Annotated in this window: 15 protein-coding genes and 1 other RNA gene; 12 read left to right on the forward strand and 4 right to left on the reverse strand. The window is 52.4% G+C overall.

Annotated elements, in window-relative coordinates; translation table 11 throughout:
- The first annotated feature begins 52 nt into the window (after nt 1–52).
- The 5 genes from X965_RS01985 to X965_RS02005 all read left to right on the forward strand — a co-directional run bounded on the left by X965_RS01985 (nt 53) and on the right by X965_RS02005 (nt 3,533).
- On the forward strand, nt 53–424 hold the full coding sequence (locus tag X965_RS01985) for a YacL family protein (RefSeq protein WP_004238358.1): 372 nt from the start codon (nt 53–55) through the stop codon (nt 422–424).
- Nucleotides 425–554: 130 nt separating this feature from the next.
- Nucleotides 555–1,415 (forward strand): small-conductance mechanosensitive channel MscS, encoded by an 861-nt coding sequence (mscS, locus tag X965_RS01990; RefSeq protein ID WP_036416802.1) that lies wholly within the window; start codon nt 555–557, stop codon nt 1,413–1,415.
- Between the two features lie 65 nt (nt 1,416–1,480).
- Nucleotides 1,481–1,966, forward strand: coding sequence for a hypothetical protein (locus X965_RS01995; protein WP_004238356.1), 486 nt, complete (start codon nt 1,481–1,483; stop codon nt 1,964–1,966).
- A gap of 126 nt (nt 1,967–2,092) precedes the next feature.
- Nucleotides 2,093–2,716 carry an arginine exporter ArgO gene (gene argO, locus X965_RS02000; protein ID WP_004238353.1) on the forward strand — a complete coding sequence of 208 codons (624 nt, stop codon included), beginning with the start codon at nt 2,093–2,095 and terminating at the stop codon, nt 2,714–2,716.
- 91 nt (nt 2,717–2,807) lie between these two features.
- Nucleotides 2,808–3,533 carry an oxidative stress defense protein gene (locus X965_RS02005; RefSeq protein ID WP_015422914.1) on the forward strand — a complete coding sequence of 242 codons (726 nt, stop codon included), beginning with the start codon at nt 2,808–2,810 and terminating at the stop codon, nt 3,531–3,533.
- Here X965_RS02005 and X965_RS02010 read toward each other — a convergent pair.
- Nucleotides 3,530–4,438, reverse strand: a complete 909-nt coding sequence (locus X965_RS02010; protein WP_015422913.1) for a LysR family transcriptional regulator ArgP — start codon at nt 4,436–4,438, stop codon at nt 3,530–3,532. The genes X965_RS02005 and X965_RS02010 overlap by 4 nt on opposite strands.
- Nucleotides 4,439–4,566: 128 nt before the next feature.
- Between X965_RS02010 and rpiA the strand changes: the two genes are divergently transcribed.
- A complete protein-coding gene (rpiA, locus tag X965_RS02015; RefSeq protein WP_036416805.1) occupies nt 4,567–5,223 on the forward strand; it encodes a ribose-5-phosphate isomerase RpiA in 657 nt (218 codons plus the stop codon).
- A 286-nt stretch (nt 5,224–5,509) separates the two neighbouring features.
- Nucleotides 5,510–6,760, forward strand: a complete 1,251-nt coding sequence (serA, locus tag X965_RS02020; protein ID WP_004238348.1) for a phosphoglycerate dehydrogenase — start codon at nt 5,510–5,512, stop codon at nt 6,758–6,760.
- A 170-nt stretch (nt 6,761–6,930) separates the two neighbouring features.
- Here the strand turns inward: serA and X965_RS02025 are convergent, their stop codons facing one another.
- The 3 genes from X965_RS02025 to zapA all read right to left on the reverse strand — a co-directional run bounded on the left by X965_RS02025 (nt 6,931) and on the right by zapA (nt 8,194).
- The gene (locus tag X965_RS02025) at nt 6,931–7,536 is read right to left on the reverse strand and encodes a 5-formyltetrahydrofolate cyclo-ligase (protein WP_004238347.1); all 606 of its coding nucleotides are present in this window, start codon (nt 7,534–7,536) and stop codon (nt 6,931–6,933) included.
- 37 nt (nt 7,537–7,573) lie between these two features.
- Nucleotides 7,574–7,756, reverse strand: a non-coding RNA gene (gene ssrS, locus X965_RS18845) — 6S RNA.
- Between the two features lie 108 nt (nt 7,757–7,864).
- Entirely contained in the window at nt 7,865–8,194 is a 330-nt protein-coding gene (gene zapA / locus X965_RS02030) for a cell division protein ZapA (RefSeq protein WP_004238346.1), read from the reverse strand.
- Between the two features lie 149 nt (nt 8,195–8,343).
- Between zapA and X965_RS02035 the strand changes: the two genes are divergently transcribed.
- From X965_RS02035 to gcvT, 5 genes are all read left to right on the forward strand, one after another.
- A complete protein-coding gene (locus X965_RS02035; protein ID WP_004238345.1) occupies nt 8,344–8,925 on the forward strand; it encodes a YecA family protein in 582 nt (193 codons plus the stop codon).
- Between the two features lie 87 nt (nt 8,926–9,012).
- Entirely contained in the window at nt 9,013–10,332 is a 1,320-nt protein-coding gene (pepP, locus tag X965_RS02040) for a Xaa-Pro aminopeptidase (protein WP_036416807.1), read from the forward strand.
- Nucleotides 10,333–10,335: 3 nt separating this feature from the next.
- Nucleotides 10,336–11,538 carry a 2-octaprenyl-6-methoxyphenyl hydroxylase gene (gene ubiH / locus X965_RS02045; protein ID WP_004238343.1) on the forward strand — a complete coding sequence of 401 codons (1,203 nt, stop codon included), beginning with the start codon at nt 10,336–10,338 and terminating at the stop codon, nt 11,536–11,538.
- Nucleotides 11,539–11,541: 3 nt separating this feature from the next.
- Entirely contained in the window at nt 11,542–12,777 is a 1,236-nt protein-coding gene (gene ubiI / locus X965_RS02050; protein ID WP_004238342.1) for an FAD-dependent 2-octaprenylphenol hydroxylase, read from the forward strand.
- 305 nt (nt 12,778–13,082) lie between these two features.
- The gene (gene gcvT, locus X965_RS02055; RefSeq protein ID WP_004238341.1) at nt 13,083–14,177 is read left to right on the forward strand and encodes a glycine cleavage system aminomethyltransferase GcvT; all 1,095 of its coding nucleotides are present in this window, start codon (nt 13,083–13,085) and stop codon (nt 14,175–14,177) included.
- Nucleotides 14,178–14,188: the final 11 nt, after the last annotated feature.

The raw sequence follows: 14,188 nt of genomic DNA on the forward strand, positions 1-14,188 counted from the left end.
GCAGGTGTTGCATACGTGACAGCGGTAAAGCATTAACAAGAGGTATACAGCGATGGATTATGAATTTTCCCTCGGGATCGACGGGAACGTGATAGTTAAGCTGTCAATGGATCACGAAGCGATCGGTCACTGGCTGAATGAAGAAGTGAAAGGGGATCTCTCGGTGATTGATGAGATAACCGTGGCATTTGACAGTATTAAAGGGCGGGAACAGCAGTGGCAGCGTGTGGGGCATGAATACACTTTGCTGATGGATGATGAGGAAATCATGATTAACGCGAATCAGATTACCTTTGAAACAGATGAGCCGGACGAAGGCATGAGTTATTACGATAATGAAAGTATTGCATTCTGCGGCACAGCTGACTTTATGATTTTACTGGAAAACTATCGTAAATTTATTGTGACCGGCGGGCAGGGCTGAGAATTTTTATTCTGAAATTTTCATTTGTTACGGTAATATAAACCAGAGGTTCTTTACCCGGGGCGATAATCGGTCGGTTATTGCAACAATGTTGTTTTTCTTTATTTCCGGTAACTTATGAGGTGGATGAATGAATGAACAAATCCTGACGGACGGTCTGAATCAGGCAACCGGATGGCTGGCAAATAATCAGGCATTGCTGCTGGATTATGCAGTGAATATTGTGGCTGCCGTACTGACCCTGATTATTGGTCTGTTTGTGGCAAAAATGGCTGCTAAAGCGGTTTCCCGCCTGCTGGCAATGCGCGGCGTGGATGTCACTGTCTCTGATTTTCTGTCCGCGATGGTTCGCTATGCGGTTATTGCCTTCACACTGATTGCGGTGCTGGGACGTCTCGGCGTGCAGACTGCGTCCGTAATCGCGGTGCTCGGTGCGGCAGGTCTGGCCGTTGGTCTGGCATTGCAGGGCTCACTCTCTAACCTCGCGGCTGGCGTGTTGCTGGTGGTTTTCCGTCCTATCCGTGCCGGAGAATATGTGGTTATCGGTGCGTCAGAAGGGACGGTTCAGAATGTGCAGATTTTTTCCACCACACTGCGCAGCGCGGATGACAAAATCATTGTGATCCCGAACGGTAAAGTGATTGCGGGTGATATTATTAACGTGACCCGTGAACCGGATCGCCGCCGTGACATTATTGTCAGTGTGGCCTACAACGCGGATATTGATCAGGTCAAAGAGATTCTGACAGAGATCGTCGCGGCTGACCCGCGTGTCCAGAAAGAGAAAGGCATCGTGGTGCGTCTCAATGAAATGGCGCCGTCTTCTCTGAATTTCGTTGTCCGCTACTGGACAAAAAACGGCGATTTCATGGATGTATACTGGGATCTGCTGGAAAACTTCAAGCGCGCACTCGATAAGCATAATATCGGCATTCCGTTCCCGCAGCTTGATGTGCATATGCATCAGAATAGTCAGCAAACACAGGCATAACAGGTGTATATTATCAGCGGTGCCCCTTTCGGGTGCCGCTTTTTTTTGCCGTACTGTGAGAGATTATGATGAGCGAGCATTTACTTCATTTTATTCCTGAGACACTGAGTTATATCCCGGATGCTGAGCAGCAACAGGCTGCGGAGCAGTATCTGAGTGAGTGGATGGCGGCTGACGATATTATGCATCAGGCGGATCCGGACGTTATGTTCTGGTCCGGCAGTGAAAATTTCCGTTATCCGCTTTGCCCTGTCTGCCGTAAGCCGGTTTCCGGTGTCTGGTGGGGCGCACAGATGAATGCGATTTTTGCGGTCACCGGACAGGCGCGAATTTCTGCGGCGCTGACACCACGCAATACCCCCTGCTGCGGGGCGCCGGTCGTTATTCCGGAGATGGATTACGATGAAACCGGTGGTTTCGCGTGTTACGGGCTGACAGTCCGTTATAACAACAGTTTTATTGTCTGCATGGATAACGGGCGTGACGAAATTATCCATCGTGTGAGTGAATGTCTCGGTACACCGGTGCGTCTGGTCTGGGAGTGGATCTGACAGCATTTTTCCGTGTGTTATTAGCCGCAGTAATGGTCCATTAATGGTATTAATTTCACTAATACTGAAATCCCGGTAATATTCATTCCATCCGGCGTGGATTGAATAATTATCGGGATTTTTTGCATGTTATCGACTTATTTTCAGGGGTTATTACTTGGCGCAGCAATGATACTGCCGCTCGGGCCGCAAAACGTATTTGTATTACAGCAGGGGAGCCGTAAACAGTACCATCTGATGAGTGCATTTTTATGCACGCTGAGTGATGTTTTACTGATCACGGCCGGGGTCTTCGGCGGCAGTGCGCTGCTGAGCCAGTCAGTGTGGCTGATGGCATTGGTTACCTGGGGCGGCGTGGCGTTTTTGCTGTGGTACGGCTGGGGGGCACTGCGGGCAGTTTTTACCGCTGATACCGCGCTGACCATGCAGGAACAGGTGGTCCGCAGTCGCTGGCGGGTGATTATGACGCTGGTGGCTGTTACCTGGCTGAATCCGCATGTTTATCTGGACACCTTTGTGGTGCTGGGCAGCATCGGCGGGCAACTCGGTTCTGATATGCGGATCTGGTTCACCGCCGGGGCAGTCTGTGCATCAATATTGTGGTTCTTCGGCCTGGCGCTGCTGGCGGCATGGTTCTCTCCGGTGCTGCAAAAACCGGTTTCACAGCGGATTATCAATCTGTTTGTCGGTTCGGTGATGTGGTATATCGCGATACAATTAGCTTTAAAAGGATTGAATATTTCTTATTAATCCGAAATATTGTTTCGTCAGAGTGTGGTAGTGTTACTAATTCCGGCATAACATTCTGTTATGTGACCGGTTTAAAACAGAAGGAGGATATGTGAAACTGAAATCTCTTGCTCTTGCCGCTATGGTTGCCCTGGGTGGTTACGCGGCAGCTGCTCAGGCAGCGGAAACGCCGGCAGGCCCGCATATTTCAACCTCCGGCAGCGCCGTGATCCAGGCTGAGCCTGATATGGCGACACTGTCCATCAATGTGACAGTAAAGGAAAAAGATGCGTCAGCCGCCAAAGCACAGGCAGATAAACGTGTGGCGCAATATTTTGATTTCCTGAAAGCACAGGGAATTGAAAAGAAAGACATTAATGCGGCCAATATCAGTACCAGTCCGGATTATGTCTATGACAAAGAGAAAGAAGAGTCCGTTATCCGTGGTTATAACGCCTCACGCTCTGTGACAGTGAAAGTGCATGACCTGAACAAACTGAACACACTGCTCGACGGTGCGCTGAAAAGCGGGCTGAATGATATCAGTGCCGTTGAGTTCGGGGTGAATAATCCGGAGAAATACCGTGAAGAAGTACGCCAGAAAGCGATTTCTGATGCGATTTCACAAGCCAAATCGGTCGCAAAAGGCTTTGGTACTGAGCTGGGTGCGGTTTACAGCATCGGTTACAACGCACCACAGCCGGTTCCGGTAATGGCGCGTAATAAAATGATGCTGGCCGCCGGCGCACCGGCAGCAGTCTCTGCGGATGAAACCTATGAACAGCAGACTATCGATTTCCGCGACCAGGTGGATGTCGTGTTTGAACTGAAACGTTAAGCCGTTTCAGGCTGCTCCTGCCGTAAGGTCTGACGCCCGTGTTTCAGCAGGGCGTCAGTCACCCGGCGCATGGTGGCACTTTCCGGTGCAAACCGGTGCCAGTACAGCATCCGGCGCTGAAACAGCCCCGGTGTCAGATCCAGTAACTCTCCCCGCTCCAGTTCATCCGCAATCTGCAAATGCGGGATCATACAACAGGCTGAGCTCTGTTTTGCCAGCTGCACAAACGCTTCTGAGGAATTGAGTACGTGGCTCGGCACACTGCCGGGGGCGAGGTCAAAATTAGTCTGTAAAAAGGCCATGTGCATGTCATCGAGATAATCAAACGCCACAGCCGGAGCTTTCAGCAGGGCACTGCGGCTGACACCGTCAGGAAAATAACGGGCGGCAAATTCCGGTGAGGCGACAAAGAGGTAATCCAGCGCGCCAAGTTGATCCGCCAGACATCCGGGCAGCGGACGCGGCTGAATACTGACCGCACCGACCACTTCCCCGCGCCGCAGGCGTTCATGAGTGCGCGATTCATCTTCCACCTGAATATTCAGACGGATAGACAGATCCGCCAGAACATGACGCAGTGCCGGCAGCAGCCAGGTCGCGAGACTGTCGGCGTTGACCGCCAGAGAGATCAGCGGCGGCTCAATATTCCCGGCATCATCCCCCAGCCATTCCGCTTCGAGTAATTCCACCTGATGCAGCAGGCCGAGCAGCTTCTGGCCTTCTTCAGTCGGACGCGGCGGCACGGTACGCACCAGCAGCGGCTGCCCGAACAGATTTTCCAGCTGTTTGATGCGCTGCGAAACGGCAGACTGGGTAATACAGAGTTTCTGTGCAGCCCGCTCAAAACCACGTTCACGGATAACAGCGTCCAGCGCCTGCAGGGCGCGATAATCCGGTCGTCTCATGGCGGTTTTCTCCTCTTTTTTATAAGTCATTCACAATATGCCACAATTCGCATTCCGGGGGAGAAATAATTGCTATAATTATTGCGGGCTATGCCGGTGGCATAGGATGACGACGAAAAGGCAATAACATGACTCAGGATGAATTAAAAAAAGCGGTTGGCTGGGCAGCATTAGAATTCGTGAAGCTGGGCACCATTGTCGGTGTGGGCACCGGGTCCACCGCATCTCACTTTATTGATGCACTGGCAACCATGAAAGGCCAGATTGACGGCGCGGTATCCAGCTCTGTGGTCTCAACCGAAAAACTGAAAAGCTATGGCATTCCGGTGCTGGACTGCAATGATGTGGACAGCCTGGACGTGTATGTCGACGGCGCGGATGAAATCGACCATCACATGAATATGATCAAAGGCGGTGGCGCGGCACTGACCCGCGAGAAAATCGTGGCGGCTATCGCGAAGAAATTCATTTGTATCGTGGATGAAAGTAAGCGTGTTGATATTCTGGGTAAATTCCCGCTGCCGGTGGAAGTGATCCCGATGGCGCGTTCTTATGTGGCGCGTGAACTGGTCAAACTCGGCGGCCAGCCGGAATATCGTCAGAATGTGGTGACGGATAACGGTAACGTGATTCTGGATGTCTACAACCTGGAAATCCTGAATCCGGTTGAGCTGGAAAATAAAATCAACGGTATCGCCGGTGTGGTGACCGTTGGTTTATTTGCTAACCGTGGTGCCGACGTGGTGCTGATGGGTACTCAGGATGGCGTAAAAACCATTAAATAAATCAGTACGATATCTGTCATATTCAGATGCTGAATAAGGAACCGGAAACGGTTCCTTTTTTTATTTTTTTAAAATCATAAATTTCGGTGATATATATCACAATTTTGTCTTTGATATGGCCAAAATATCAGCTCTCAGCGGCATTTTTTCATTTTCTCCTGTAAACCTGCCTTTTCCCTGTGACTTGTTCTGTGACTTGTACAGGAGCGTGTATTGCGGAGACGTTATTTTTTGTTATTTTGATGTGAGGACAGGACATTTCGGGAACTTAACAAAAGGCAGGGTCATGGTAAAAGTATCACTGGAAAAAGATAAAATTAAATTTCTGCTATTGGAAGGCGTACACCAGAGTGCGGTAGACAGTCTGAAAGCAGCGGGTTATTCAAATATTGAATATCATAAAGGCGCATTATCCACGGAAGAATTAAAAGAAGCGATCCGTGATGCACGCTTTATCGGTATCCGATCCCGTACCCAACTGACGGAAGAGATTTTTGCCTGTGCGGAAAAACTGGTCGCCGTCGGTTGTTTCTGTATCGGGACTAACCAGGTTGATCTCGATGCAGCGGCAAAACGCGGTATTCCGGTCTTTAACGCGCCATTCTCAAACACCCGTTCCGTGGCTGAGATGGTGCTGGGCCAGTTATTACTGCTGCTGCGCCGTATTCCGGAGGCGAATGCCAAAGCGCATCGCGGTATCTGGGATAAACAGGCGAAAGGCTGCTACGAGGCGCGCGGTAAAAAGCTGGGGATTATCGGTTACGGCCATATCGGGACACAGCTGGGTATCCTGGCGGAATCCATCGGTATGGATGTCTATTTTTACGATATCGAAAACAAACTGCCGCTCGGTAATGCCACTCAGGTGCGCCATCTGTCTGAGCTGCTGAATATGAGTGATGTGGTCAGCCTGCATGTGCCGGAAACGGAATCCACCAAAAATATGATTGGTAAACATGAGTTTGAGCTGATGAAACCTGGGGCAATTTTTATTAACGCCTCACGCGGCACAGTAGTGGATATCCCGGCTCTGAGTCAGGCACTGGCATCAAAACACCTGTCCGGCGCGGCAGTGGATGTGTTCCCGTCTGAACCGGCGGCCAACAATGACCCGGCAGATCCGTTTATTTCAGAGCTGATTGGGTTTGATAATGTCATTCTCACCCCGCATATCGGCGGCTCCACTCAGGAAGCACAGGAAAATATCGGGTTTGAGGTCGGCGGTAAGCTGGCGAAATATTCCGATAACGGCTCGACGCTCTCTGCGGTCAACTTCCCGGAAGTGTCACTGCCGGTGCATGGCCAGAATGCCAACCGTCTGCTGCATATCCACGAAAACCGCCCGGGACTGCTGACCAGCATCAACCAGGTCTTTACTGATCGCGGTATTAATATCGCGGCGCAGTATCTGCGGACGGCGGGTGATCTGGGTTATGTGGTTATCGACATTGTGGCGAATAACAAAGATGAAGCTGACGACGTTCTGCTGCAGTTGAAAGCGCTGCCGGGAACTGTCAGAGCACGTCTGTTGTTCTGAGAGCGGTGATTGCTCTGCGGATAACGGGCAAAAACGAAAAGTCGCGGTAAACACATCCGTGTGCGCTCAGGCGCGTCATCCATGACGCGCATGCTTTTCGTTTCATTTGCCCGTTAACCGCTGTCGCTGTCAGCAGCAGATGGATTATTTATCTGATTGTTTATACTGATTTATTTATGTTCCGGCCACAGCCAGCGACGTGATGGCGTGATCACTTCCGGCAGCGGGACATCCCACTGTGCGGCAGGAAGTTCATCAACCTGCTGACAATCATGTGCCAGCCCCACCGGGTAAAACCCTTTCTTCTGCCAGCCTGTCAGTGTGCGGTCATAAAAACCGCCGCCCATCCCGAGACGCTCTCCTTTTTCATCAAACGCGACCAGCGGAATAAACATCATATCCAGTTCCTGCGGCGGTAATACCTGTGTGACATCCAACGCCGGTTCTGAAATTGAAAACTTGTTTTTAATCAGCGGTGTATCAGGGCGATAAGCAAGGAATAACAGATGATGGCGGCTGAACGGGTGAAGAACAGGTAAAAAGACCTGTTTTCCCTGTGACCACAGCCACTCTGTCAGCGGACGGGTATCAATCTCACCATCAAAAGAGAGAAACAGGGCAATATTATTGGCGCGGTGTATATCAGGGTGATGAATGATTTGCTGAACAAGGTCTTGTGCGGCAGTGCTTTGCTGCTGAGGTGTCAGCGCACGGCGCTTGTTGCGGATTAACTGACGCAGATGATGCCGCGCTTGTAACAACGGGTCATGAGTCATAGTGAAATCAGCGAAATATCAGGAGATAAAGAAGAGAGAGGTCTCCAAGATGCCGTCGCAGGCTGTAACCCTTGAACCCTTGGTTCAAGGTGAACGCGGTGTTGCTTCCATTAGGCTGCCTGAACGAATCAGGTATGCTCACCGGTGACAAATCACCACATTCTGTCTGTATCAATATCGGCTCAGGGGACTGACCCGCAGACAAACATCTCAGAGAATTTTGTGAACTTCGTGTAACGTTGTTCTTAAACTCATTGTATGAAATCGGGCAGATATTGCAACCTAATTTCGAAATTTTTTTTGTCTAGTGACTGATTTCTAAACAATTTTATTCAATAGGTGTTACCTGGCGCTCAGTGATTCGGGTTTGGTCATGCAGCGCCTGCTCGATAGTCTGCTGTAACAGTTTTATCTTCTGTTCCATGTTATAGGCATAATCGCGCGTTTTCAATTTTTCTTGTGCCAGTTCGTGACAGATGTTTAACGCGACGATAAAAACGAGCTGTTCTGTGTTGGACACCCGGCTGCGTTCTTTCAGGTCCTGTAACCGTTGTTCAAGCTCCGCAGCAGAAGCGAGCAGAGCTTCTCTTTGTTCCGGTGGACAATTAACGCGCATGGAACGCCCGAATATCTGGATATCAACGGGTTGTGCAGACATGAAATCTTCCTTTGGTTCTGCAACAGGATATTATCCTGTGTGACGTGAATTGTGTACGTTATAGCAGCAGGCCGCAGCCCTTATCTGGTACAGCGGCGCCTCTTGATGGTAGCATATCATGAACTGAAACCCGACTGGTGAGCAAAATAATGACCCCGGATAAAACACTGCCCGATTTTAAAACACTTGATGAACTTTTGCGTCAGCAGGCCGTCGCCATGACCGCGTCAGAGATGCACGGCCTGATCACGGGTCTGCTCTGCGGCGGTAACACAGATGACAGCTGGCTGGCACTGATCCACGACCTGACCAACGAAGGCATGGCGTTTTCACAGGTTCTGGCACAGCCGCTGCGTGCTCTCTTTAATACCACATTTGAACTGCTTGATGATACCGAATGTCAGTTTAATTTACTGCTGCCGGATGATGAAGCGGGTGTGTTTGCCCGGGCTGATGAGCTGGCCGGCTGGGTCAATCACTTCTTATTAGGTCTGGGTGTGGCGGATCCGAAATTCAGTGATCGCAAGGAAGTAAAAGAAATTGTGACTGATCTGCGGGAAATCGGCATGCTGGGCTATGATGAGGCAGAAGATGCCGAAGAGTTGGATGACGCGCTGGAAGAAGTGATCGAGTATGTCCGCGTTGCGGTACAGCTGTGCTATATCTCGCTGGCGAAGCCGCGCAGCGCACAAAAGGCTGATGCGCCGGAACAGAAACCGACATTACACTGATATATCTGAATCTGTCCGCAGCAGATAATCTGCGGCACACTGAACCATCAGATTCCTGAATCATCACACAGTACAAGGAAAGAGGGTATGAATAAACAAGAATTTATCTCACGCCGTCAGGCATTGCTGGAAAAAATGGCACCGGCCAGCGCGGCGGTTTTCTTTTCGGCACCTCCGGCACAGCGCAATGCGGACAGTGAGTATCCCTACCGCCAGCACAGTGATTTTCTCTACCTGACCGGTTTCAGTGAGCCGGAAGCCGTACTGGTACTGATTAAAAGTGATGAAACCCATAACCACAGTGTTCTGTTTAACCGGGTTCGTGATCTGACGGCGGAAATCTGGTTCGGCCGCCGTCTCGGCCAGGATGCTGCGCCGGAAAAACTGGGTATTGACCGCGCACTGCCGTTTGATGAAATCAACGAGCAGCTCTGCCAGTTGCTTAACGGCCTCGACACCCTCTATTTCGCTCAGGGCGAAATGGCGTATGCTGATACCATTGTCTTTAATGCCCTCGATACACTGCGCCGCGGCAGCCGCCGTAACCTTTCCGCGCCGGGCACGATTATTGACTGGCGGCCGATTGTCCACGAAATGCGTCTGTTTAAATCCCCGGCGGAGCTGGACATCATGCGCCGTGCCGGGAAAGTCAGTGCACTGGCACACACCCGCGCGATGGAAAAATGCCGTCCGGGTATGTACGAATACCAGTTACAGGGCGAAATTGAACACGAATTTGTCAGTAACGGCGCGCGTTTCCCGTCCTATAACACCATTGTCGGCAGCGGTGAGAACGGCTGCATTCTGCACTACACCGAAAACGAATGCCGGATGAAAGACGGCGATTTGGTGCTGATCGACGCCGGATGTGAAATTGAGGGTTATGCCGGGGATATCACCCGTACCTTCCCGGTGAACGGCAAATTCAGCAAAGAGCAGCGCGAAATCTATGATCTGGTGCTGGAAACCCTGGATGTCTCCCTCGAACTCTACCGCCCCGGTACTTCTATTGCAGAGGTGACAGAGCGCGTGGTGGAAATCATGACGGAAGGGCTGGTAAAACTCGGCTTACTGACCGGGGATGTGCCGCATTTGATCGAGACCAAAGCATACCGCGCATTTTTCATGCATAGTCTCAGCCACTGGTTAGGACTGGATGTACATGATGTCGGCCATTACGGCACAGAACGTGACCGCATCCTGGAACCGGGTATGGTGCTGACCATCGAACCGGGGCTGTATATTGCGCCGGATGCGGATGTGCCGGAAGCATATCGCGGCATTGGTGTCCGTATCGAGGATGATATTGTCATCACAGCGGACGGCAACGAAAACCTGACCGCATCAGTGGTCAAAAACGCAGATGATATTGAGGCGCTGATGGCGCAGGCAAAACAGGCTGAATAATTAATGAGTGTGATAATCACCGGGGGCGGAATGACCGGCGCAACACTGGCGCTGGCACTTTCCCGCCTCAGTCACGGCAGGCTTCCCGTTGCACTGGCGGAAGCCAGATTACCGGATGACCATCATCCGGGGTTTGATGCGCGGGCGATTGCCCTGGCATACGGTACCTGTCAGCGGCTGGAGAAAATCGGGCTGTGGTCCGCCCTGAAAGCGCATGCGGCGCCGATTACCCGGGTGCATGTGTCTGATCAGGGGCATACCGGCTGTGTGAATATTACCGCCGGTGATTATGATATTGATGCGCTCGGACAGGTGATTGAGCTGTATGATGCCGGGCAAACCCTGTTTGCCGAACTGGCAAAAGCCGAAAATGTCACGTTGTATTGTCCGGACAGCGTAAAAAGCATTACCCGTACAATGGATTCGGTCAGTGTTCAGCTGGACAGCGGCAAAACACTGAACGGTCAGGTTCTGATCGCGGCGGACGGCAGTCACTCTGCGGTCGCGCAACAATGCGGTATGCAGTGGAGCGACACCCCGTATGAGCAGGTGGCGGTGATTGCCAATGTGATGACAGAATTGGATCCGCAGGGGCGGGCGTTTGAGCGTTTCACCCCGCAGGGGCCGCTGGCCATGCTGCCGATGACAGAAGGGCGCAGTTCGCTGGTCTGGTGTCACCGTGCAGAGCATGCGGAAGCCGTGCGTGAATGGGATGATGAGACTTTCTGCCGCGAATTGCAGAAAGCCTTTGGCTGGCAACTGGGCAAAATTGTCACTGCCGGTGCCCGTCACTGTTATCCGCTGACTCTGAGTGCCGCGCACTCTCAGATTTCCCACCGCCTGGCGCTGGTGGGTAACGCCTCGCAGACACTCCATCCGATCGCCGGCCAGGGTTTTAACCTGGGAATGCGTGACGTGATGGCACTGGCGGAGGTTATCAGTCAGGCGTTTTTATCACAGGAAGATATTGGTCAGTACCGTGTGCTGATGCAATATCATGCCGCCCGTGAGGCTGACCGGCAGGCGACAATGACCCTGACCGACAGCCTGGTGCGCCTTTTCTCCAACAGTTGCTTCCCGCTGGCCGCCGGACGGAATGCCGGTCTGATGGCAATGGAAATGCTGCCGTTTCTGCGCAACCGGCTGGCAAAACAGACTCTCGGCTGGGTCGCGCAGCCGCTTAACACCGCCACGGAAAGAGGATAAACAATGCAGTCATATGATGTGGTAATTGCCGGTGGCGGCATGGTCGGGCTGGCACTGGCCTGTGGTCTGCACGGCTGCGGGCTGCGTATCGCCGTGATTGAAAAGCAGGCGCCGGATACCCGTTTTGATCCGCAGGCGCCGTTTGCTGTCCGGGTCTCCGCCATCAACAGTGCCAGTGAGCGCTTACTGGGGCGACTGGGTGTCTGGCAGGATATTCTGGCAAAACGCGCGGCACCGTATCAGGGCATGGAAGTGTGGGATAACGACAGCTTTGGCCGTATTGCGTTCAGCGCGGCGGAAGCCCATTGTGAACACCTTGGTCATATCATTGAGAACGATGTGATCCGCAACGCGCTCTGGGAGCGGGTGCAAAAGCTGTCTGATGTAACACTGCTCACCGGTACGCAAATCCGTCAGGTGGTGTGGGGCGAAAACGATGCCTTTATCACCCTGGAAAATGACGACATGCTCACGACCCGCTTAGTGGCCGGGGCAGACGGTGCAAATTCCTGGCTGCGTCAGCATGCGGATATCCCGGTTTCGTTTTGGGATTATGAGCATCACGCGCTGGTCGCCACCATCCGCACAGAACTGCCGCATGAGAATGTGGCGCGTCAGGTTTTCCACGGCGACGGCATTCTGGCATTTCTGCCGCTGCCGGATGCACATCACTGCTCAATTGTCTGGTCTCTGCCCGGACTGACAGCACAGCACTGTCTGGATCTGGATGATGCTGCGTTTAACCATAAACTGGCAGCGGCGTTTGATCTGCGCCTCGGGCTGTGTGAAGTGGTCAGTGAGCGGCGGGCAATCCCGCTGACCGGACGTTATGCCCGTCAGTTCGCCGCGCCGCGTCTGGCGCTGCTGGGCGATGCGGCTCACACCATTCATCCGCTGGCCGGACAGGGTGTTAACCTCGGTTTTATGGATGTGGCAGAGCTGATTGGCGAAATCCGCCGTCTGACGGCTGAAGGCAAAGATATCGGTAACTATTTCTGGCTGCGCCGTTTTGAGCGCCGCCGCAAGCAGAGTGCCGCAATGATGCTGGCCGGAATGCAGGGTTTCCGTGAACTGTTCGACGGCAGCAATCCGGTGAAAAAACTGGTCCGTGATGTCGGTCTGGTGCTGGCAGACACACTGCCGGGCGTGAAACCGGCGCTGCTGCGCCATGCCCGCGGACTGAGTGATATGCCGGACTGGCTGCGTGAACCGAAGCCGGCATCAGCTGAAAAAATCTAATTTAAGGGCTTTTTTCACATTAGTTTTATTCATAATGCACTAAAAATTAACCGGTCGATCCGGCCGGTGTTTTAGTGCATTCCCGCCGCTTAATTCAAAACTATCACCTGTTAATGCTTTTTTGCGCCTCAGGGCTCAGAATGGCAGATGAAAAATCTGCATACTGACGGCTCGTATTTTTCCGTCCGCGTACACGGTCACAATTTTTTCTTATGGTTACGTTTGTGATTCGGTGATAACGTCAGGAAAAGGGTATCGTTTGCGCGGTACACGCTGCGCACTATGTCTGACTGAAAGGGGATAGAATGGCACAACACACACCACTGTCCGGTGAGCACGTTGCCTGCGGGGCAAAAATGGTGGATTTCCACGGCTGGATGATGCCGCTGCACTACGGCTCCCAGATCGAAGAGCACCACAATGTCCGCAATGACGCCGGTATGTTCGATGTTTCCCATATGACAATCGTGGACTTTCATGGTCCGCAATGTCAGCAGTTCCTCCGTTATCTTCTCGCCAACGATGTGGCAAAACTCACCGAAAAAGGCAAAGCACTGTATACCGGGATGCTCAATGCGTCCGGCGGTGTGATCGATGATCTTATCGTCTATTACTTTGCGGATGATTTTTACCGGCTGGTGGTGAACTCCGCCACCCGTGAAAAAGATCTGGCGTGGATTGACGAACATCGCAAAAACTTTGCGGCTGAGATGACAGTCCGTGATGATTTGGCGATGATTGCTGTTCAGGGGCCGCATGCCAAAGAAAAAGTTGCGACACTGCTGAGTGCGGAACAAAAAGCCGCCGTCGCCGGGATGAAACCGTTTTACGGCGTGCAGAGCGGCGATTATTTCATTGCCACTACCGGGTACACCGGCGAGGAAGGTTATGAAATCGCGCTGCCCGCAGAGCAGGCTGCTGACCTGTGGAAAAAACTGCTGGCCGCCGGGGTGAAACCTGCCGGGTTAGGAGCGCGGGATACCTTACGCCTCGAAGCTGGCATGAATCTTTACAGCCAGGAGATGGACGAAACCGTCAATCCGCTGGCGGCGAATATGGGCTGGACTATTGCCTGGCAGCCGGAAGACCGGAAATTTATCGGCCGTGAGGCACTGGAAAAATTCCGCCGTGACGGCACTGAAAAACAGGTCGGTCTGGTGATGCGCGAAAAAGGCGTACTGCGGGCCGGAATGGAAGTCCGCTTTACTGATGAGCTCGGCAAATTACAGACCGGCGTTATCACCAGCGGAACTTTCTCCCCGTCACTGGGATTCAGTATCGCGCTGGCCCGCGTCCCGCAGGGGATCGGCAATACCGCTATTGTACAGGTGCGCAACCGTGAAGTGCCTGTTGAGGTCGTGAAACCGGGATTTGTCCGTAACGGCAAAGCACTGGTCTGAACATCCGTATT

The organism is Morganella sp. EGD-HP17 (assembly GCF_000512315.2).
Taxonomy (GTDB): Bacteria; Pseudomonadota; Gammaproteobacteria; order Enterobacterales; family Enterobacteriaceae; genus Morganella; species Morganella morganii.

Bases quoted from the DNA above. Each gene is read 5' to 3' on its own strand.
- X965_RS01985 (WP_004238358.1), top strand. From the start codon at position 53: ATGGATTATGAATTTTCCCTCGGGATCGACGGGAACGTGATAGTTAAG.
- mscS (WP_036416802.1), top strand. From the start codon at position 555: ATGAATGAACAAATCCTGACGGACGGTCTGAATCAGGCAACCGGATGG.
- X965_RS01995 (WP_004238356.1), top strand. From the start codon at position 1,481: ATGATGAGCGAGCATTTACTTCATTTTATTCCTGAGACACTGAGTTAT.
- argO (WP_004238353.1), top strand. From the start codon at position 2,093: ATGTTATCGACTTATTTTCAGGGGTTATTACTTGGCGCAGCAATGATA.
- X965_RS02010 (WP_015422913.1), bottom strand. From the start codon at position 4,438: ATGAGACGACCGGATTATCGCGCCCTGCAGGCGCTGGACGCTGTTATC.
- rpiA (WP_036416805.1), top strand. From the start codon at position 4,567: ATGACTCAGGATGAATTAAAAAAAGCGGTTGGCTGGGCAGCATTAGAA.
- serA (WP_004238348.1), top strand. From the start codon at position 5,510: ATGGTAAAAGTATCACTGGAAAAAGATAAAATTAAATTTCTGCTATTG.
- X965_RS02025 (WP_004238347.1), bottom strand. From the start codon at position 7,536: ATGACTCATGACCCGTTGTTACAAGCGCGGCATCATCTGCGTCAGTTA.
- zapA (WP_004238346.1), bottom strand. From the start codon at position 8,194: ATGTCTGCACAACCCGTTGATATCCAGATATTCGGGCGTTCCATGCGC.
- X965_RS02035 (WP_004238345.1), top strand. From the start codon at position 8,344: ATGACCCCGGATAAAACACTGCCCGATTTTAAAACACTTGATGAACTT.
- pepP (WP_036416807.1), top strand. From the start codon at position 9,013: ATGAATAAACAAGAATTTATCTCACGCCGTCAGGCATTGCTGGAAAAA.
- ubiH (WP_004238343.1), top strand. From the start codon at position 10,336: ATGAGTGTGATAATCACCGGGGGCGGAATGACCGGCGCAACACTGGCG.
- ubiI (WP_004238342.1), top strand. From the start codon at position 11,542: ATGCAGTCATATGATGTGGTAATTGCCGGTGGCGGCATGGTCGGGCTG.
- gcvT (WP_004238341.1), top strand. From the start codon at position 13,083: ATGGCACAACACACACCACTGTCCGGTGAGCACGTTGCCTGCGGGGCA.